Source organism: Peribacillus sedimenti (genome assembly GCF_046237635.1).
GTDB classification, from domain to species: Bacteria; Bacillota; Bacilli; order Bacillales; family DSM-1321; genus Peribacillus; species Peribacillus sedimenti.
Map to the genome: position 1 here is coordinate 374,776 of NZ_CP143547.1, position 19,158 is coordinate 393,933.

Annotated in this window: 21 protein-coding genes and 1 pseudogene; 9 read left to right on the forward strand and 13 right to left on the reverse strand. The window is 40.3% G+C overall.

Features of this window, described 5'->3' with window-relative positions; genetic code table 11:
* Nucleotides 1–121 precede the first annotated feature (121 nt).
* Both V1500_RS02055 and V1500_RS02060 read left to right on the forward strand, forming a co-directional pair.
* Nucleotides 122–607, forward strand: a complete 486-nt coding sequence (locus V1500_RS02055) for a hypothetical protein (RefSeq protein WP_409303983.1) — start codon at nt 122–124, stop codon at nt 605–607.
* A 927-nt stretch (nt 608–1,534) separates the two neighbouring features.
* Nucleotides 1,535–2,632 (forward strand): L-dopachrome tautomerase-related protein, encoded by a 1,098-nt coding sequence (locus tag V1500_RS02060; protein ID WP_409303984.1) that lies wholly within the window; start codon nt 1,535–1,537, stop codon nt 2,630–2,632.
* Nucleotides 2,633–3,216: 584 nt separating this feature from the next.
* Here the strand turns inward: V1500_RS02060 and V1500_RS02065 are convergent.
* The 4 genes from V1500_RS02065 to V1500_RS02080 form a co-directional block, all read right to left on the reverse strand.
* Nucleotides 3,217–4,353, reverse strand: a complete 1,137-nt coding sequence (locus V1500_RS02065) for a zinc-dependent alcohol dehydrogenase (protein ID WP_409303985.1) — start codon at nt 4,351–4,353, stop codon at nt 3,217–3,219.
* Nucleotides 4,354–4,371: 18 nt separating this feature from the next.
* Entirely contained in the window at nt 4,372–4,740 is a 369-nt protein-coding gene (locus tag V1500_RS02070; RefSeq protein WP_409303986.1) for a spore coat protein, read from the reverse strand.
* Complete coding sequence (locus V1500_RS02075; protein WP_409303987.1) at nt 4,730–4,975, reverse strand: spore coat protein; 246 nt, start codon at nt 4,973–4,975, stop codon at nt 4,730–4,732. Before V1500_RS02075 ends, V1500_RS02070 begins: the two co-directional genes overlap by 11 nt.
* Nucleotides 4,976–5,053: 78 nt before the next feature.
* Nucleotides 5,054–5,176, reverse strand: a complete 123-nt coding sequence (locus V1500_RS02080; protein WP_409303988.1) for a hypothetical protein — start codon at nt 5,174–5,176, stop codon at nt 5,054–5,056.
* A 187-nt stretch (nt 5,177–5,363) separates the two neighbouring features.
* On the opposite strand from V1500_RS02080, the gene V1500_RS02085 reads away from it, so the two are divergent.
* Together V1500_RS02085 and V1500_RS02090 are read left to right on the forward strand one after the other, a co-directional pair.
* Nucleotides 5,364–5,573, forward strand: a complete 210-nt coding sequence (locus V1500_RS02085; RefSeq protein WP_409303989.1) for a hypothetical protein — start codon at nt 5,364–5,366, stop codon at nt 5,571–5,573.
* Nucleotides 5,570–5,869 (forward strand): spore coat protein, encoded by a 300-nt coding sequence (locus tag V1500_RS02090; RefSeq protein ID WP_409303990.1) that lies wholly within the window; start codon nt 5,570–5,572, stop codon nt 5,867–5,869. The genes V1500_RS02085 and V1500_RS02090 overlap by 4 nt, the downstream gene beginning before the upstream one ends.
* A gap of 1,052 nt (nt 5,870–6,921) precedes the next feature.
* Here the strand turns inward: V1500_RS02090 and V1500_RS02095 are convergent.
* On the reverse strand, nt 6,922–7,410 hold the full coding sequence (locus V1500_RS02095; RefSeq protein WP_409303991.1) for a VOC family protein: 489 nt from the start codon (nt 7,408–7,410) through the stop codon (nt 6,922–6,924).
* 11 nt (nt 7,411–7,421) lie between these two features.
* Nucleotides 7,422–7,598 carry a hypothetical protein gene (locus V1500_RS02100; protein ID WP_409303992.1) on the reverse strand — a complete coding sequence of 59 codons (177 nt, stop codon included), beginning with the start codon at nt 7,596–7,598 and terminating at the stop codon, nt 7,422–7,424.
* Between the two features lie 295 nt (nt 7,599–7,893).
* Between V1500_RS02100 and V1500_RS02105 the strand changes: the two are divergent.
* Nucleotides 7,894–8,311: pseudogene (locus tag V1500_RS02105) on the forward strand (cytidine deaminase).
* Nucleotides 8,312–8,621: 310 nt separating this feature from the next.
* Here the strand turns inward: V1500_RS02105 and V1500_RS02110 are convergent.
* The 3 genes from V1500_RS02110 to V1500_RS02120 form a co-directional block, all read right to left on the reverse strand.
* Entirely contained in the window at nt 8,622–9,938 is a 1,317-nt protein-coding gene (locus V1500_RS02110; RefSeq protein WP_409303993.1) for a hemolysin family protein, read from the reverse strand.
* 63 nt (nt 9,939–10,001) lie between these two features.
* Nucleotides 10,002–10,691 (reverse strand): zinc metallopeptidase, encoded by a 690-nt coding sequence (locus V1500_RS02115; protein ID WP_409303994.1) that lies wholly within the window; start codon nt 10,689–10,691, stop codon nt 10,002–10,004.
* 16 nt (nt 10,692–10,707) lie between these two features.
* Nucleotides 10,708–11,082, reverse strand: coding sequence for a MerR family transcriptional regulator (locus V1500_RS02120; protein WP_409305892.1), 375 nt, complete (start codon nt 11,080–11,082; stop codon nt 10,708–10,710).
* A gap of 236 nt (nt 11,083–11,318) precedes the next feature.
* Here V1500_RS02120 and V1500_RS02125 point away from each other — a divergent pair, with 236 nt between their 5' ends.
* Complete coding sequence (locus tag V1500_RS02125) at nt 11,319–12,638, forward strand: hemolysin family protein (protein WP_409303995.1); 1,320 nt, start codon at nt 11,319–11,321, stop codon at nt 12,636–12,638.
* A 389-nt stretch (nt 12,639–13,027) separates the two neighbouring features.
* Here V1500_RS02125 and V1500_RS02130 read toward each other — a convergent pair whose 3' ends face one another.
* Complete coding sequence (locus V1500_RS02130) at nt 13,028–13,627, reverse strand: lysozyme family protein (RefSeq protein ID WP_409303996.1); 600 nt, start codon at nt 13,625–13,627, stop codon at nt 13,028–13,030.
* Between the two features lie 272 nt (nt 13,628–13,899).
* Here V1500_RS02130 and V1500_RS02135 point away from each other — a divergent pair, with 272 nt between their 5' ends.
* Both V1500_RS02135 and V1500_RS02140 read left to right on the forward strand, forming a co-directional pair.
* Nucleotides 13,900–14,358, forward strand: coding sequence for a C40 family peptidase (locus tag V1500_RS02135; protein WP_409303997.1), 459 nt, complete (start codon nt 13,900–13,902; stop codon nt 14,356–14,358).
* A gap of 143 nt (nt 14,359–14,501) precedes the next feature.
* Entirely contained in the window at nt 14,502–14,660 is a 159-nt protein-coding gene (locus V1500_RS02140; RefSeq protein ID WP_409303998.1) for a hypothetical protein, read from the forward strand.
* A gap of 254 nt (nt 14,661–14,914) precedes the next feature.
* Here V1500_RS02140 and V1500_RS02145 read toward each other — a convergent pair whose 3' ends face one another.
* From V1500_RS02145 to cidR, 3 genes are all read right to left on the reverse strand, one after another.
* Complete coding sequence (locus V1500_RS02145) at nt 14,915–15,286, reverse strand: hypothetical protein (protein WP_409303999.1); 372 nt, start codon at nt 15,284–15,286, stop codon at nt 14,915–14,917.
* Nucleotides 15,287–15,301: 15 nt separating this feature from the next.
* Nucleotides 15,302–15,820, reverse strand: a complete 519-nt coding sequence (locus V1500_RS02150) for an acyl-CoA thioesterase (protein WP_409304000.1) — start codon at nt 15,818–15,820, stop codon at nt 15,302–15,304.
* 225 nt (nt 15,821–16,045) lie between these two features.
* Nucleotides 16,046–16,942, reverse strand: a complete 897-nt coding sequence (cidR, locus tag V1500_RS02155; protein WP_409304001.1) for a cidABC operon transcriptional activator CidR — start codon at nt 16,940–16,942, stop codon at nt 16,046–16,048.
* Between the two features lie 267 nt (nt 16,943–17,209).
* Between cidR and V1500_RS02160 the strand changes: the two genes are divergently transcribed.
* Nucleotides 17,210–18,265, forward strand: coding sequence for a sulfite oxidase (locus V1500_RS02160; protein WP_409304002.1), 1,056 nt, complete (start codon nt 17,210–17,212; stop codon nt 18,263–18,265).
* Nucleotides 18,266–19,158 lie beyond the last annotated feature (893 nt).

Sequence of the window (19,158 nt, forward strand, 5' to 3'; positions counted from 1 at the left end):
AGGTTAATCTCAAGATGGTTGAGGCTTTAGGTAGCTTTTTTGGAGCAATTGCAACGGCTCTGCTTGGAAAGGACAAAAATTCATTTAAGTGAGATAGCTGTTTAGAAAAGGAGCATTTTCCTTGAATAGAGAAGAGAGAAAAAAGCGTCTAGAACATCTACTCCAAGAAAGAAAGAAGCAAGAAGAAGAATTGCATAAAGAGCAACAAATTACGGAGATATTAGAGGTGTTCCACGAAAAGGACAAAGTGGATATATTGGATGAGAGCGAAAGCGACAGGATTACAAGTAATATGACCAGTTGTTTTCCTATTGCATTTTGGGGAAGAATTGATTGGGAAAAGGTGAAAAACAAACTTGTTCTTACTTCAGAAGATATACTGACGATTCCTGCTGTCCTTTCTAACCTTTCATTGGACATATCAGTACCTGTTTACCTTATTGCTGGTGAATATAATTCCCCAGTGGTAAAAACCTCCTTATCCACCATACTGGAGAACGTTGAGGCTGTTATGTATATGGGTCCAGATCAATGGATTTATGGTCCAGATCTAAAATACATAATTGAATTTTGTCATGATGGCGTAATAACAATAGGATGGATTTGATGTGTTATAAACAAACTTGTTCTTGAGTAATTAGAGCCGCCATTGGCGGTTTTTTCTTGTTCCATTAACGGGGCGGAGATTTGTTGAAGAAAAATGCACTTATTATTATAAAATTGAAGAAAGTGCCTATATACTTGTCATAGACAGGGTCATATAAGCACCCGAGCTCAACTTCTTGCTAATTTTGTAAGGGACCGGGAAGCAATGATTGTTAAAGCTGATAGCATAGTAAATGCAATAGTCCAATAAAACAAAGGGAAAAATTTTACATTATGTGAAGTCATATAAATATTGTGACAGAAAAACAATAGAAAAAAGAATAAAGGGACATATTTTGGTTTCTTAATCTTATGAGAAAGAATCAATGAGATAATAATAATAAGCATTGGAACGATTATAGGCATACTTCACCTCCTTTTTATCCTTTGGTATATTATACCATTATATACATACAGTGACTATAACAAGGATATTAATCCAGACGGATTGCTGCCTTTGTTGTAAAAGCTCTTATTATTGGTAGATTAGTTGAAAAGGGGCTGTTCTACCCCCAAGCCTTCTCCGGTTAGCTGTAACGAAGAAGGTAAGTAAACTTGGCTGGAAAAATTGTGCTTAAATTAACAAGTGCAAGAGTTAAAGATAAACGGCTGCCATTGAGGCAGCTTTTCTTATTGTGATAAAGGGCAGTTTAGTTGAAATTTTTTCTAATTTTTATTTATAACAGTTTAACGTTGATTCGGGAATATTGAACTTTGAGTCCTCTTCATCTGGAGACGTTTAACAAATGCTTTCTTTCTTCTGACAGACTTATTAAATTTTGAAAACAATATCATCTTTTCGTAAAGAAAAATTATTAAGAAACATGCACTAGAAAAAATATAAATCATATATAGGAGATATCCCGTTTGAATGCTTGAGGAGGATATTATGAAACCTATGTTACCTAGTGAAAAATATTTCGGCAATTTAGAACTAGTTTATACATTTTATGGGGCTATGCCTACAGGTGTTACGGTTTCAGAAACCGGTCGTATTTTCATTTGCTTTCCGAAATGGGGAGACGATGTTAAATTTACGGTGGCAGAAATTGTGGAGGATAAATTGCAGCCTTATCCCAATTTACAAACCAATTTGGTTAACCCCGAGAATGTCACAATGACTTTCATCAGTGTCCAAAGTGTAGTTGTTGATGGAAGGGGAACGCTTTGGATATTAGATACAGCGGCACCGAATTTTTCTGAGCCTATTAAAGGGGGGGCAAAATTAGTCGCTGTTGATTTAGAATCCAATACAATAAGAAAAGTATATACCTTTACAGAAGATGTTGTTCTGCCTACAACTTATCTTAATGATGTCCGTTTTGATTTTCGTGTTGGAAAAGCAGGTTATGCCTATATAACGGATTCTTCCTCAAGAGGACCAGGAGCTATTATCGTCGTAGATTTATCAAATGGAAACGCGTTTAGAAGGTTAAATGGGGCAAATTCAACTTCACCCGATCCCTATTTTTTACCGAAAGTAGAAGGTCAAATTTTAATGAATCGAAACAAAGACGGTTCAACTTCTCCATTTAGATTGGCGTCTGATAGTCTTGCGATTTCTCCCAATGGAAAGGTATTATTTTTTGCTCCACTAACCAGTCGCCATTTGTTCTCGATTTCAACAGAAGCCCTGAGAGACAGAATGATACCGGACATGGATTTACCTTATCATGTGGAGTATTGGGGAGAAAAAGGTGCATCTGATGGAATGATCACCGATGCAAAGGGAACTGTTTATGCGGGAGATTATGAAAACAACAGTATCCGTAAGATATTGCCAAACGGCATAATGGAAACTATCGCACATGATCCGAGAATTTTATGGCCCGATACTTTTTCAATTGGTCCGGATCAATATTTGTATGTCATTGTGAACCAATTGCATCGGCAGCCTAGATTTCATTATGGAAAAGACTTACGACAGAAACCATATAGTTTACTTCGTATCAAAATTGATGAATTTCCTGCTCCGACCTTTTCATAATAAAAATAGGTCAATTAATTGTTTTCATTATATGTGTAAAGCAAACACGAGTAAGCAAGAAGTATTAACTTTATTTACTTCTGCCAAATAAACTCAAAATGGTTGAATAGGAACAGTTTATTTGGTGAGTGTTAAACTGTTCCTGGAAATTTTTTGTAATGTCGGTAAGTTCAATGCTGCTTTGATATTATTTAAATCAAACCGGATCTGTTCGTTTGTATCCCAAGCATGGTATACCCTTTTTCTACCATATATGCGGTGACCGTAATAGATGCTTATCAGAACTTTTTACATAAGTTTAATGGATTTAAACATTTTTTTACTCTCTTAATCACGAAATTTTGATTGGAATGAGACTGTATCCTCTAAATTTAGTATCAAAATTTGTACTGGAAAAATTAAGTGATGCATTTAGCACTTAGTTGGCTTTCCGGATGTTGTCTTGTTCTTACACTTATGAATCGCCTTTAGGCCAGTGCTATGTTAGTAAGACATATATTCTTTTATTTAAGCGGAACTAAAGGCCTTTTTCATGAATGTACGGTTTAAGCCGGAGTTGGGGAAAAAGATTCCCACTTTCCTCCTTATGGCTTCAGGATCACCTTAATGCAGTTATCTGTTCTGGTATCAAAATATTCATAGCCTTTTTCTGCCTGATCCAGCGGCAGAACATGTGTGACCACATCGCCGATATCGACTTTCCCCTGGGAAACAAGATCGTAGATAAAAGGCATATAATGGATTACAGGAGCTTGTCCTGTTCTTATATTCACATTCCGCTGGAAGATGTCTCCTAGAGGGAATGCATTATAACGGCCCCCATAAACACCCGTAACCTGGATCGTGCCGCCTTTTCTAACCGCCTGGCTTGCGATGACCAGTGCACTCATGGTACCGCCCTGAAGCTTCAGGCCGGTACCCAGGTATTCCATCGGTGTCATTTTTCCGTCCATTCCTACGGCATCAATGACAACATCGGCTCCGCCCCCTGTTATTTCCTTCAGGTATTCTCCTGTATTTTCATGCTGTTCGAAGTTGACGATTTCAACCTTGTTCGTCCTTTTGGCATGCTCCAGGCGATAGTTGATGTAATCCACGGCGATGACTCTTTTTGCCCCCTTGAACCAGGCCCATTTCTGGGCAAGGAGTCCTACTGGGCCGCAGCCAAGGATTACGACCGTGTCACCGGATTTTACCCCTGCGTTATCCACTGACCAAAAGGCCGTCGAAGCGGCGTCGGCAAGCAGCACCAATTGTTCATCTGCCACTTCACTGTTTTCCGGGATCTTAAATGGGGTAAAATTCGCAAAAGGCACCCTGAGAAACTCAGCCTGCCCCCCAGGATAGCCGCCCGTCAAGTCCGAGTAGCCGAAGAATCCTCCCATTTCACCATTATCATTTGAATTATCGCATTGGCTCTCCAAATGATTCTTACAGTAGAAACATTCTCCGCATGCCACATTGAACGGGATGATTACGCGGTCGCCCTTTTTTAATTTGGTCACATCCGGACCGACCTCTTCGACAATCCCCATCGGCTCATGGCCGATGATATAATCCTCGGGAAAATTCGGAATCATTCCATGTATTAAATGAAGATCGGAGCCGCAAATCGCTGAGGTGGTAATTTTCACAATAATATCGTCTTTTTTCTCAATCTTCGGATCCGGGACTTCCTTTACCCTGACATCCTTAATGCCCTGAAAGGTAACAGCTTTCATTTCTTTTCATCCTCCCTATTATTCATCACTGTCTATTTGTGCCATCATTCCAAGACGGGAGGTATCCCCAGGGAACAGATTCATACCGCCTATCATTAAGGCTCCCTTTACAGACTTAAGGTCCATCTTGTATTGATCCTGCAAGTTGTATGGATGCAGCCATCCTTTTTCTATCATGAAGCTGGACAGTTCCCCGTGCAGGGCGAGGCCCGCTTCCATTTGAGACCTGAACGCCTCTCTCAGTTCGGGTGTGGCCGTTTCCGCCAATGCATTTGCTGCATTCCGCACGCCTGTTTTTATCGTTAACAAGAATTCCATCGCTAAAGAAGCGTCAGCCAGCTCGGGCATCCCCTCGGCATTTTCGACTTCCATATAATCATTGATCATTATAATTCACCTCATTCACCGGGTTTGGCACTTTATACAGCTTCTGCAATGACTCCAATGCCTGCATGGATTGCTGCACATCTTTTTCCATTAATGCTTTCAGATCCTGGTCAAAGACTACCCCTGACATCATTTTGGACTTGACCACGCATGTGGTCTTAAAATTGAGCATTTCATGCAGCTCAAGCGTTTCGTGATTTGCTAAATTACTTGAATCCAATAGGTTCACCTCCATGTAAATAACACAGCTATTTTCTGCTATAGTTGTTTTCTCTATACGTTACGGGGCTATTTTGATCACTGCAGATTTCTCTCATTTATTCTTTGAGTCTGTGTTCTTCTTAGGGTCATTCTTACTGGGTCTTTCTTTTACTTCCCTGTTCGGGTCAAAGTTTTCTACATTGGCATAGCCATGTGTTCCTTTTCCGTTTGGCATCTTTTCATCCTGCTCCTTTCCAGTGACTGTAAGTGTAACTTTCTTTATTAATGTATATATTTCCTTAAAAAATATTAGAGGGAGTAGGTGGAACAAAATGGGGGACCTTTAGTGGATAGAGGTTTTTGTATAAAAGGAATACAGCGGAGAGAATATAAACTACGTAATTAATTAAGGAGGAGATAATATGCAAGGGAATTTAGGGCTTCATGAAACTCTCGAGATGCATGAATTACTGATTTTTAAAAATACTTGTTTAACAAAGTCTGCTTCCATGGGTGCTCTGGCACAGGACCCTGCCTTAAAAGCCATTCTTGAACAAGACGTTACCCAATCACAACAGGCTGTACAACAGCTTCAGAATTTACTTTCCGCAAACGGAGGTCAATTACAATGAACCAAATCGTCCAGAACCTAATTGGGATGGGAGATATTACAGACCAGGTGATCGCATCTGATTTGCTGATCTCTGCCAAGTCAGGAATTAAAAACTATGCTTTTGCCCTTACAGAGGCTGCGACTCCAGAAGTACGTGAAGCCCTTCACCAGCAGTTAAATGACGCCATTGATCTGCACGGCAACATAAGCGATTACATGATAAACAGCGGATATTATCATCCCCGGAATGTTAATGAACAGCTTGCAGTGGATGCCCAAACAACAAACACAGCGTTAAATATCCCGAAGCCTTAAAAATTAGATTGTACGTAGGTATTGTGTAAGCTGCTCAGCTCAAACTGGATCACAGCTTTGCCGATTCATTGGTTCCATTCGTATGGGCCATACAGCTATGAGCTACAATCCGAATCATTCCTCAATAATAAAGGCTCTGTTCTCTTTTTAGACCGAAACAACCAGAAGTATCGCAATATCCATGATGAAACCTAACACAAATGGAATAGTAATCCCGAAGCCCAGTCAGCCCTTTTGTGATGTGATTCCTTCCCCAAATACAGTTGTAATATGTCATTACAAACTCTGGCTCAGTTAAGGGAATGTTTCTTTTTCAGTAAAGCGGCCGGGATATGGAGTTTTCCCGGCGACATGCAGATATCCAGGGTAAAAAGTTGTTAAATGTGTCAAACCATCAGTAGATTTCTTCTTCTTCGACTAACTATAATTGACAATCTAGAGCTGCTTTTCTACAGCTTTTTCTTATTTGCCAAGGGGACAGGTTAGTTTGCCTTTTTCTTATGAATGTGCGCCCGGCATGAGTGCAGTCTTTAGGGTGTAAGTACGGAGCCATGAAGGCAGTAGTAGTGGTTAGCTTAACGCAAGGGTGTCCATGGTGACGCGGAATCTGAAGGAAGCGAGCGGCAAACCTTCGATCTTAGGAATCCGAACTTTATACAAGGCTAGGTACCATTGGATGAGTTTGCATTAAAACTAAGTCCTTACTGCCGACGTTTTTTCAACGGGGGTGATGAGGAATTTTGATTTACTTAACCATACCGATAAGAATAGACAGCGATTCCTCTTAAGCCGTTCTCTTTTGGAGTACCCGCATAGGAAAAAACATATATAAGAACAAGTAAAAAAGCAGTGGATTTTGCATTCAAAATCGCACTGCTTTTAGCAGTTTATACGTGTAATATAATAAAACTTCCTAGGAAGCTTCTTCTTCAAATAACTGGGCAGGTTAAGGAAGAAAAAGAGATAAAAGCAGGAAAATGAAATGAACCTATCTGTGTGGCTAATCTTAAAGGATTCAATATGATTCTGCGTTTTATTCCATGTCCCGAGCCTCAATTACGCGAATATGCCGCATTTATTCGTTCCATGGAAAGTTTGGTCATACCGAATATTGCATCTGTAACTCGCTGCGATTTGGCTGGGTCGGGATCATTCACTAACTCCCACGCATTGGATGGAGCTATTTGCCAGGATACACCGAATTTATCCTTCAGCCAACCACATTCCTGCTTCTCACCGCCATCAGAGAGTTTCTCCCACAACATATCAATTTCTTGCTGGGAGTCACAGGCAAAATACAAAGAAACACCGTCTCCAATCACAAATGAGGGTCCGCCATTCGCAGCCATCATTTCATGCCCGTCAAGCACGAAGCTGATTGTTCTGACGGCACCTGGAGTTCCGTATTGTTCCTCTTCCGAAACACGAGTGACATTTCGAATCCATGAGTTTTTGAAGATGGACACATAATAGTTTGCAGCTTCCTCAGCTTGATGGTCGAAGCACAAACAGGGCGTAATTTTCGGCAATTTAATCCCCATACGTTTTCCTCCTAAATGAATATGATTTCCAGTATGCTGATTGTTATATCCGTTCTTTTTACTTTCTGTGGGGCTGACATCTCGAGCCACCTTACAATAGGCGGCTCTTTTTTGGACTTTCGCAGCACCAACGACCAAAAAAAATCAGATGCAATTCCTTTTTTCTTCACCCAAACAATGTTTAGCATTTTGGCTCGCCTTAGCGGCTTCTTTTGAGAACTCGGGTTGGGTCACTCGCAAAAATCTGTTGTGCAGTAATTCTTCTATCTAACATGCCAAGATTCCCTCCTCAAAGAAAAATTTTCAATATAAAAAATTCGACACAACTACTGCATACATCTGTTCCGGAATGGAGGCTTGTTTAAAATAAGAGGGACGAACACAGTTGGGGTCCGGCTCCCGTTGCGGTCTCCGTATCTAAGGTGACAAGGTCGGTTTCATATCAGCTTCTGAAGTTCGAAGTCCGATTCATGGAGAATTATTATGTTAGAAGTAAGACCAGTAGAAAATATAGATTATGTAATGATTAATGAAGCAGAAGAAGTTATTGAAAAGAATTATAAATACGAACGACATCACAGTGGTTTAGCGTTAAAGACGAAAACGGGAAAGATTTACTCAGCAGTACACGTTTTAAGCGAATGTTGGAAGAATTACATTATGTGGCGAAGCAATGGCTATTGGTAAGTCTATATCTGAGGGAGACCATGAGTTTGAAACGATTGTTGATACGAGGATATAGAAAAATGTTGGGTGGTTGCACCATATGGTATGTGTCGTGAGTGAGTAAGCGATTATGGAAAAGATATAGATGCAATCATTTCTTATAAAGGGAAGCTAGTAAAGTGTAATGCAATTACTACCAGAAAAATATATAAGCATACTGAATGACTTTCTTTAGTTAACGGGTGCTTATATTCAAGGTAGCACAGCGGCAAAATAAATCTGCCGCTGTTTTTTAAATGGATGTAATAGCATGCTAAATCCCATGCCAATCGCACCTGTCTAATATTTTTTAGACAGGCTGCTATTCAGCATGCGATTATAGATGTAATTTAAACCATAACTAAGAAAGTGTTGCTAATTCAATAAGAAAGCAGAACGAATTCATATACGAATTGCTCTGCTATTTTAGTTACTTTTATATGTGTTTTTATACCTGTTGGTACTCCAAAAGAGAACGGCTTAGATCCCTCTCGCTGGTCTTTCGTTTATGCTTCCATTTGTTCGACAGTTGATGTTTTCACTTCGATTCGGGTGATATGATGGCCTTCGATTTCCAAAATCTTAAACGAATATCCTTCCTGAATAATAACATCGCCGACTTTGGCATCATAATTTTGGGACAGAAACCAGCCACCGATGGTATCTACATCTTCTTCATCCAAGTTGGTGCCCAGTAGATCATTGACTTCGCTGATCAATACCTTACTCTCGAGCAGGTAATGGCCTTCTGAGACTTCTTTAATATCTGGGATTTCATCCGTGTCAAATTCATCTCGGATCTCTCCTACGATTTCCTCCAGGATGTCCTCCACGGTCACAAGGCCGGATGTTCCGCCGTATTCATCGCTTAAAATCGCCATATGAGTTCTTTCCCTTTGCATCTTAAGAAGCAAGTCATGAACCGGTATCGTTTCAATCACTCGAATAACTGGCTTTATGAAAGCAGAAATATCCTGGACTTTACCTATAGATGTTCCCGGCACCATGCTGGTTAATACATCCTTAATGTTCAGGACACCCAGGATGTTGTCCTTATCCCCATCGATAACCGGATAACGTGTATACTTTTCCTCACGGATGACTTTGAAGACATCTTCCAGGTGATCTTCGAAGGAGATGCTGACCATTTCGGTCCGGGGAATCATGATTTCTTTGGCAATACGGTTATCGAATTCAAAGATGTTATTCACATACGTAAGCTCTGATTGATTGATTTCTCCACTTTTATAACTCTCGGAGAGAATTAATCGCAATTCCTCTTCAGAGTGTGACCCTTCATGTTCCGTAGCTGGCTTTAGTCCGAATAATCCAACCAGTAGTCTGGCAGAACCATTGAGGATCCAGATAAACGGATACATGATGCGATAAAACCAGATGATCGGTTTCGAGAATAACAGAGTGACAGCTTCCGCCTTTTGAATCGCTACCGTCTTTGGAGCGAGTTCACCTACCACCACGTGTAAAAACGTAACAGAGGCAAACGCAATACCAAAGGATAAGATGTGTGTCACTGATTCATTCAAGTTGAAATAGGCGAAGAGAGGATGCAAGAGCTTTTCCACAGTCGGTTCACCAAGCCACCCCAAGCCGAGGGCCGTTACAGTAATCCCTAATTGGCAGGCAGACAAATATTCATCTAAATGAGTGATGACATGCTTGGCTGCCTTCGCCCCTGGTTTGTTCTCTTCAATCAATTGGTCGATACGGGTACTCCTTACTTTTACCACGGCAAACTCGGTTGCCACGAAGAAAGCTGTTAATGCGATTAATACTGCGATGAGAAATAAATTCAATATGTCCAAATAAGGGCCTTACTAAGTAAGGCGTACACCTCCGAAAGACTGATGAAGCAGTCCAGTTAATTTTTACTCTTCGTCCTGGTTTCCTTGAAAGAAAATCATTACGTATTTAATCAGTTCCAAAAGGGAGATCAATGCTGCGGCCACATAGGTTAAGGCAGCTGCGTTCAATACTTTATTGACGCCCCTTTCTTCATCGTTATAAATCATGCCCTCGGCAAGCATCAGTTTCTTGGCACGCGAGCTGGCATTAAATTCTACGGGCAAGGTGATTAGTTGGAAGGCAACAGCTGCCGAGAAGAAAATAATCCCGACACCGATCAAGGATAGGCTCTGGAATAAAAATCCGCCTAATAATAGAAATGGTGCCACTCCGGACGTCAAGTTGACTAGTGGGAACATACGGTGACGCCATACAAGGGCACCATATGATTGGGCATGCTGAATGGCATGGCCGACTTCATGGGCTGCAACAGACACGGATGCAATGGAAGCTCCGTAATACACAGCCTCTGATAAACGAACCGTTTTGCTTAGCGGGTCATAATGGTCTGACAGGGTACCGGGCACCACTTCAATCGGAATGTGGCTTAACCCGTTGTTATCAAGGATTCGTCTTGCTACGTCCGCACCCGTCATGTGAGAACGTGTGGGAACCTCTGCCCATTTGTTAAAATTGCCTTTTACTCTGAACTGGGCCCAGATGGAAACTCCAAAGGCAATCAAAATTAAAAAATCCATTGGATGAAAAAACATGATTCTCTATCTCCTCCTAAACTAGTAAAAGTAAAAGCGAATGAAGTAATGACAGACCTTCAGGGGAAAGATACTTGGTCCGTAAATCGTCCTTGGTGATTTTGTTTTCTTTCAGTAAAGTCAGCACATCTGAAAGCTGCTGCTCCAAATCCTGAATTTTAATAGTTACTTCCTGTGCATCTGCCTTCCGATGGTCAATCAATTTTTCCTTGATCTCTTCAAGGGAAAGGTGACTTTGCTTACATTGCTCAATAAAACGAAGTTTCTCGACTGAATCCTGCGTGTAATACCGATAATTGGATGCGGAACGTTCTGCTTTCAACAAACCCATATTCGTGTAGTAATCAATGGTTCGCTTCGTAACATTGGCTTGTGCCGCTAATTCCCCGATCTTTAGTTTCTCGTTCCCATGATTAAACCCTCCAAACTATCACGTGATGGTTTCTTATATCATACATTGTTTCAATAGATTTCGACAATTTATAATACCTGTGTTCATTGAATATTCACATTTCTATGATCTGGCAGCTCGGATGGTTTTGGGATACGCCAGGTCTGGCAGGACATACTAAGCTAGACTGCTCTGTCTATTTTTTGGCGGACCACCTATGTAGGAGTTGAAGTTCTATGGAGTTCATGAATTTATTCTTTTTGGCGGTTTTGATCGCCTTAACTGCATTCTTTGTCGCAACGGAATTTGCTATCATACGAGTCCGGCCATCGCGGGTGGAGCAATTGATTTCAGAAGGACGTAACGGGGCACGTGCAGCTAAGGAAGTCATCTCCCATTTAGATGAATACTTGTCCGCCTGCCAATTGGGAATTACGGTGACGGCTCTTGGATTAGGATGGCTTGGAGAACCGACGATTGAAAATCTGCTTCATCCCCTGTTTGAGGTGCTGCACTTGAACGAGGATTTGACCAATATTGTTTCATTTATCATTGCTTTTGTTATTGTCACCTTTCTTCATGTGGTAATCGGCGAATTAGCCCCCAAAACCGTTGCCATACAAAAAGCCGAGACGGTAACGCTCTTGTTTTCAAAGCCAATCATCTGGTTTTCTAAGATTATGTTTCCGTTCATCTGGGCATTAAACGGAGCGGCGCGTTTGGTGACAAGGATGTTTGGGTTGGAGCCTGCCTCGGAGCATGAGGTCGCCCATTCCGAAGAGGAGCTGCGTTTTCTGTTGTCTGAAAGCTATGAAAGCGGCGAAATCAACCAGACAGAAATGAAATACGTGAATAATATCTTTGAGTTTGACGAACGGGTGGCAAGGGAGATCATGGTACCGAGGACAGAAATTGTGACGTTATCTATTGAGGATGATATGGATACCATCCTTGATGTCATACGCCGTGAACAATACACCCGGTATCCGGTCGTAAAAGAGGATAAAGATCATATTTTAGGCCTCGTGAACATTAAACGGATCCTGACAGCTGAAATTTCCGGCGAAACAAGCGAGTTCCGATTAAGCACGTATGTACGGCCCATCATTCAGGTTTTAGAAACGGTTCCTATCCAGGAATTGCTTGTTGCGATGCAAAAGCAACGGGTACATATGGCGATTTTGTATGATGAATATGGGGGTACGTCAGGACTTGTGACCGTCGAAGATATCCTCGAGGAAATCGTGGGGGAAATCAGGGACGAATTCGATGCGGAAGAAGTACCGGAAGTGAGAAAGGTGAAACCAGGACAATACATCTTTGAGGCCAAAATCTCTCTTAGACAGGTGAATGAGATACTGGGGACCAGCCTGTCTGAAGAAAACGTGGAAACTTTGGGAGGATGGTTTCTTGCACAGCGTCTGGATGTGAAGCGTGGAGATGAGATTTTGGAAGGCCAATACGTATTCACCGTAAAGGAGGTGGAAGGCCATCATATCTATTATATTGAGGCGAAAACTCCTAATACAAGCAACCCTGATGGGGCATCTTCCTAGGTACTTATAAATGGCATATAGCTACAAATTATAGTCCAGAACTGATAATATTAACACACAAGAGAAAACTTAGTGTAAGGAGGAATTGGATGGTAGGCAATTTCTTATACACATGGACTATGGGTTTATATGACGATTTTTCCTGGCATTTGAGGGTCATGTTATTATTTCTAAATGCAGCCGTATTTATCTGGGATAGAAAATCAGCATGGCATTATTTGCAGCATGAAAATCATTAAATCTTATTACATCTGCGACAATAGATTAAATGTTGTTCGAATAGTAGGAGCTAATACTAAACCAAGATTTTTCCCTATTTGAATCCAGCCCTGAGCTGGATTTTTTTATATGGAACCATACAAGAATGCACCAACTGATGAAATAGGACCTTATCGCAGGGCTGTCTTTATATTGGACAGTTTCTCATTCACCTTTTGGGCATAAGAAAAGTCTCCGAAACAATAGGGATATCTAAAATTGCGTATATCGTTTCCACAGGTGTATAGAGAAGGGGATTTTTCGACCTGGGATTTAGAGTAGGATTTTGCTAATTTTTCACTATGCCGATATCCGTTATGTGCTACAAAATGAATATAACCAGGGCCCATATTATAACTTTGTATAATGGTGTTTAAATCCACTTTCATTTTGGTTCCGTATTTATACATTTGACTAAAATGGTAGACCCCTTGTTTAATACTCTTATTTGGATTGGTAATACTATTTCTTTTCAAACCTGCTGATTCTGAGGACTGCATGGGATCGTTCCCTTTTCCGTGGCTTTCCTGATCCATTATTGCCAGTAAAACTGGTGTCAGTTCATCCAATCCATATTTTTTTAGTTCATTCGCTACGGTTGGTTCATATTCAACCAAGCGATTTTCGGTCGCTTTATTGGTTATTAGGATATGCAGGGATGGATACCCTACCAAAAAAAGAAGCAAAAAAGCTATAAACCTATATATTTTCTTTTTGAAGGTAAATTTCATGGTGACCACCTGATGATATCGAAATATAATGCTCCATACGGTTCTAAGTTTAGTAAACTATTTCTCTCAAATCAATTACAAATGTATGATTTTGTTTATTATCTTGTGAAGCAGGTGATCTATTCGTGAAGTGGGTGAAATCATCTGGGATCTGGAAGGAAACGGACAACAATCATAATTTTTGTAATATAACTGTAATTCTCCTGTGATGACTTTGTTTTGAAAAATCCATTATAGTGGGTTTAGCAAATCACTCCAGGGGGTAAACAAATTTGTTCAAGAAATTTATCGCGACATTAGCCATGACAGCGACGCTAAGCATTGGGTTTACAGCTGTGGGTGACACACAGCAGGCAGAAGCAGCATCTTACCACACGAAAGCCATCTCGGTTGCAAAAAGCAACTTGGGAGTTAAATATAAATGGGGCGGTATTACGCCAAGCGGGTTTGATTGTTCAGGTTTACTCAAATATTCTTTCGCAAAAGCAGGGAAGACTCTTCCTCGTACAGCAAGAGATATGTACACAAAAGGGACAAGGGTCAGCTCAAGTTCCTTAAAACCGGGTGACCTCCTTTTCTATGCTCCGACTAAAGCGTCAAGGCCAACTCATGTGGCTATGTATGTAGGGAGTGGAAAAGTGATCAATTCATCTTCATCAAAAGGTGTATCATACTTTTACACTAACAATTCATATTGGAAACCAAAATTCTTAGGGGCCAAAAGAATATAAGATATAGATGAAGAGCCATTTTTGTGGCTCTTTTTTGTTTGTGCGTTTTTTTATTTCCCTATCAGGGGAGGTTAGTAAAAAAAGGTGTTTTTATTAATTTTAATGAACTAGTTAGATAGAGAAAATATAGAGGGGGCTTTTATATGAAAAAAGATCTGCTTGAATACATAAAGGTTGCAAGTTTTGTTATAATGGCGTTTAGTTTATTTGTTATTGCTTGGAATTCCTCGAAGGAAGTTTCATATCTCCAGGGAATTGAAGCACATTTAAGTGGCATTTTCGAAGCACTGAATAATCTTTAACAATGATAGTATTTGACACCTTATTTGGCATTGATGCTTCATTGTACAATAAGTATTGTCATAAGTGGAGAATAGTCTAGACATTTAGGTGTCATTTTTTATCCTAACTAGAATAAACGTTGATATAAAAAGAAAAAGACACTCGTTAATTCGAGTGCCAATTTACTATCATTTATTAAGTCTGCAAGTCTGCACCTCAAGACGGAATCCTTTATCCCCAAGAGGCCTGCTTTTTTAAAGAATATTGGAGAAAATTATCTAACGCTGGATGGACCAACTAATGATTCGGGTGCCATACCCAGTACTAGCTGGCTGATTTTTGCATAGCCTGTTTGTTTGAATTGTGAAAAGGTTTGTTTCAAGACTTCGCAATCCTGATCATCTTTTAATTTTTGTACTTCTTTTTTGTACAGGCGAAGGACGGAGCCATATACAAATTTAGGGGTGCATTTGCTTGCATCCTCGTCCATAACAAGGCATCCAAGATAGTCATAATTAAATTGGAATGCGCGTGTAAGATTCACCATATCCGACAGTTTTTCAAAAAGGGCCGGATAGTCTTTCTGTAACTTATCAAGTGCTTCTTTAGCAGCTTTTAACTCATCAATATTGGATAAAGTTATCATTTACTATTCCTCCTTTTATTTGTCCCAAGGTTTCTCAAGGGAGATGTATGCAGCCAGTTCCTTACTCTTTTGCCTTCTGAATCTACGGATTTCTGCTCTTTCTTTAGCTGTTTCGTAAAGGAATTTTTCTTCCTCTGTTTCTGGTATGACCTCTGGGACCTCCACAGGACGCTTGGTTTCATCCAGGGCTACAAAAGTCAAAAATGCTGTAGCTGCGATACGGCGCTCGCCAGTCATGATATCTTCAGCTATGACTTTACAGAAAATCTCCATAGAAGTTTTTCCCGTATATGTTACAAATGACTCAACACAAACTGAATCCGTTTGGTGGATCGGACATAAGAAATCGATGGAGTCTGTTGATGCAGTGACACATTCTTTAATTCGGGAATGCCTGCGTGCAGATAATGTGGCAGCATCGTCCAGCTTCTTCATCAAAACTCCGCCAAACAATGTATTATAATTATTTAAATCACAAGATAACACTTGTGCTGTATTAACAATGCGGCTTTCTTTGGCTTTTTTTGCTTCCATAATGTTGCATCCTTTCATGATGTGGATTCTCAGTTGAAATTCCAATCCATGTTGTAAAAAGCTTGAAGTTCCATGCCTGACACAAGTTTACGCCTCATTTCCGTGATAGTAAAATGGTTATATTTTATCCTTAATATAGCTTTTATCTATGTAAATGCTTACAGTTATGCATTTTATAAATAAAAAAAACGCCTCTTTTGGAAGCGTTAGTCTAACTTTCATAAGCTATTCTTTTCGGTAGGCCTTGGTCAGCTTTTCTTTCGTAAAATTAAGCCATTCTTTGGCGGCATAGGATAAATAATGGTGCTTGCTCCATATAAGTGCCAAATTCCAGCTTATGGAAGGGTTTGCAACCCTGACAGCCTTTACATCTCCATTTAGATGATCGCAAACACTTTCCGGCAAAAGGGAAACACCTAGTTTGCTTGCTACCATTTCCTCGATAAAAGACCGCTGGGAGCTTTCGGAAATAATATGCGGAGTAAATCCTTTTGAATTACATGAAGAAATAATCCGGTCATTCAGAACAAAGTCCTTGTTAAATAGAATAAATGATTCTTTGGCCAACTCAACTAAATGCACTTCTTCTCTTTCTGCAAACGGATGTGATGGGTGGATGAGCAGTTTCAAATCCTCTACCATAAAAGGAAAATGTTCAAAGAGATCACTCTTGGTAGGGAGAACAATGACTCCGATATCCAGAAGATTGTTTGCCACATCTTCCTCAATTTTTTTCGATCCATCCTCGACCAGCTGAAACGTAATGCCAGGATATTTTTCGTGAAACGCACCAACAATCTTCAGAAATATATGGGCATTAAAGATTGGCGGCAAACCGATTCGAATATGCCCTTTTTTCAATCCAGTTAGGTTGTCCAATTCCATTTCTAAATTCTTGAAAGCTTTATCAATTAATTTGGCCTGTTCCAAAATGGTTTTCCCGGCATCTGTCAGGACCAATTGCTTCCTGGAACGGTCGAACAGAGCAACTCCAAGCTCCGTCTCCAGGTTCTTGATCATCTTGCTGATGGTAGGCTGAGTAATGAATAAATGCTCGGCTGCCCGTGAAAAGCTGTTGAATCTGGTTACTTCTATGAAATATTGTAAATGCTTGATGTCCATGAGCGTACACCTTCTTGTTCCAATTGATAAAGGGGAATGATAGATAAGTTAAGTTTATCACGAAGTGCCAGCTTTCTATAGGAACTTATCCCTCACTTTTATTGGAAATGGATCTAAAATTTGTCCTGCAAAGCCTGCCTGTGGAAATGTTATTTTTTATCAGTATTTCTTCATCATGACCGTACATATTCATTATTATAGGCATTCCAGCAGAAGGAGCATTTAAGGGATGTTTGGGACATCAGGAAACGAAAGGAAAGGGGATTAATGAATATACGGCAAGAAAAACCTTATTTGACCACACGAAAACTGCATCCTGAAAATCAGGAATCTCCGGTTCATTTTTTGGAATTAGAAACATATCCGGAAAAATACTTCTACAAACGAAATCATTTCGCGTATCCCAATCTGACTTCTGATGCATTATTTTTGCCAGTTTCAGGCCATGTAGAGCATACTTTGGTCTTTACATTAGAACAGATAAGGCAGATGCCCTCAAAGACAATCAAGACCATACTCGAATGTTCAGGCAATAAACGCCAATTCTTTCGCCCTGAGGTTTATGGGGAACAGTGGGAAAAGGGAGCTTTAAGCCAAGGGGATTGGACTGGTGTTCCGCTTCGGCACTTGCTGCAGAATGCGGGTATTTTATCGGGGACGCAGGAAGTTGTATTTGAAGCATATGATTTTGGACAGAGGAAGGATTTAGATGGCAGTTTTTATTTTGCGAGAAGCCTGCCGATGGATATTGCGTTACATCCAGATACAATCATCGCCTTTGAATATAATGGGATGCCAATTCCTTTCAAGCATGGATTTCCTTTCAGGGTTATTGTACCGGGCTGGTATGCCATGGCCTCTGTTAAATGGCTTAAGCGTATCATAGTAATTGATAAAAAGTTTAACGGTCCTTATCAAACGATAGACTATGTCTTTTATCCTCATAAAGAGAAGGATGAAGGAAGATTCCCAGTCACCTACATGAATGTGAACTCCGCAATCCAGCGGCCACAGAGTTTGCAGGAATTACAGACAGGGGTGCAGGTGATCAAGGGAATGGCCTGGACCGGCCAAGGGATTGTGGATAAAGTAGAAATCAGTTTAGATAACGGCAAAACCTGGGCATCTGCTACCCTCTCGCCCGGACGACATTACTCTTTTTCCCGATGGAATTACACATGGCTGGCAGAAGAGCCAGGTGAATTTGAAATCCTGTCAAGAGCAACAGACTCCGCTGGAAGGGTGCAGCCGGAGATGCCCTTCTGGAATCGAAAGGGGTATGGGTATAATGCGATTGATAGAGTGAAGGTAAAGGTGCTGTGATCTGTGCTAAAAAACACTGGCCGTAACGCCACATTTGTGTTACGCCAGCCAGTGCTCCACTTCTACTATCATAAAATATGAAACGCGTTTCAGGGCAATGGGTTTTTTAGAAAATTTAATCAAACGATTGATTAAATTTTCATTTTCTAATTCTGAAAGGGTTGAAAATCATCCCTTTCTCTTTTATCTTCTTTGCAGTTGTCGTTGATATTGTTATTACTAAACAGAATTATTTAGACACCAAAGTGTAATGATGTTTATATCGATGATTATTTTACTCTGCTTGTCTCAAAATTTTTGCTGCTTACCATGTTGCTGCCATTGCAAAAATCGTGGTGTCACTAATGTCTACTCGGAATGGAAGCCGGCTGAAGAACGATATATATGAAGGTGAGCGGTCATTCATGTCCTTCAAAAAGACAGTAGGGGATGGCTGTTCTTACTATTGGTGCCTTTCTTTTATGGCATATACATACCTGTATCTTAATAGTAGAAAGGGTATCAGGATGGTAATTTCCTCTTTAGGCTTCATTCGTTGGTACTCCGCTTCAATTTATATGTAAAGATCTTATTAAAGCAACACTGGAGCTAAACAAAGCGCAGAATATGATATGAGGGTTTCACCAAAAAATAATATATTCGCGAAAATAAAGCAGTGTATTTAGATACATTGCCTTTTTTGTGTTTTTTGAAAAATAGGACAATATACCCGGGAACAAATAAAAGATTAATACGTAGATAGAAGTGAATGGCTAATAGGCTATAAGCTGTCTCTTGGAATCTTTAACCGTGATGTAATAGGAAGATACTAGATAGATGTTAACCAGGGTAACCGCTCTTGGCCGTTGGTCAGGGGCCAATTCATAGAAAAAAACTGGACTGGTTGGATAGGA

Coding starts and splice junctions, on each gene's coding strand:
- V1500_RS02085 (WP_409303989.1), top strand. CDS start 5,364: ATGCAAGGGAATTTAGGGCTTCATGAAACTCTCGAGATGCATGAATTA.
- cidR (WP_409304001.1), bottom strand. CDS start 16,942: ATGGACATCAAGCATTTACAATATTTCATAGAAGTAACCAGATTCAAC.
- V1500_RS02150 (WP_409304000.1), bottom strand. CDS start 15,820: ATGGAAGCAAAAAAAGCCAAAGAAAGCCGCATTGTTAATACAGCACAA.
- V1500_RS02075 (WP_409303987.1), bottom strand. CDS start 4,975: ATGGAGGTGAACCTATTGGATTCAAGTAATTTAGCAAATCACGAAACG.
- V1500_RS02140 (WP_409303998.1), top strand. CDS start 14,502: ATGAAAAAAGATCTGCTTGAATACATAAAGGTTGCAAGTTTTGTTATA.
- V1500_RS02070 (WP_409303986.1), bottom strand. CDS start 4,740: ATGATCAATGATTATATGGAAGTCGAAAATGCCGAGGGGATGCCCGAG.
- V1500_RS02090 (WP_409303990.1), top strand. CDS start 5,570: ATGAACCAAATCGTCCAGAACCTAATTGGGATGGGAGATATTACAGAC.
- V1500_RS02160 (WP_409304002.1), top strand. CDS start 17,210: ATGAATATACGGCAAGAAAAACCTTATTTGACCACACGAAAACTGCAT.
- V1500_RS02065 (WP_409303985.1), bottom strand. CDS start 4,353: ATGAAAGCTGTTACCTTTCAGGGCATTAAGGATGTCAGGGTAAAGGAA.
- V1500_RS02115 (WP_409303994.1), bottom strand. CDS start 10,691: ATGTTTTTTCATCCAATGGATTTTTTAATTTTGATTGCCTTTGGAGTT.
- V1500_RS02130 (WP_409303996.1), bottom strand. CDS start 13,627: ATGAAATTTACCTTCAAAAAGAAAATATATAGGTTTATAGCTTTTTTG.
- V1500_RS02060 (WP_409303984.1), top strand. CDS start 1,535: ATGAAACCTATGTTACCTAGTGAAAAATATTTCGGCAATTTAGAACTA.
- V1500_RS02080 (WP_409303988.1), bottom strand. CDS start 5,176: ATGCCAAACGGAAAAGGAACACATGGCTATGCCAATGTAGAAAACTTT.
- V1500_RS02095 (WP_409303991.1), bottom strand. CDS start 7,410: ATGGGGATTAAATTGCCGAAAATTACGCCCTGTTTGTGCTTCGACCAT.
- V1500_RS02100 (WP_409303992.1), bottom strand. CDS start 7,598: ATGCTAAACATTGTTTGGGTGAAGAAAAAAGGAATTGCATCTGATTTT.
- V1500_RS02125 (WP_409303995.1), top strand. CDS start 11,319: ATGGAGTTCATGAATTTATTCTTTTTGGCGGTTTTGATCGCCTTAACT.
- V1500_RS02145 (WP_409303999.1), bottom strand. CDS start 15,286: ATGATAACTTTATCCAATATTGATGAGTTAAAAGCTGCTAAAGAAGCA.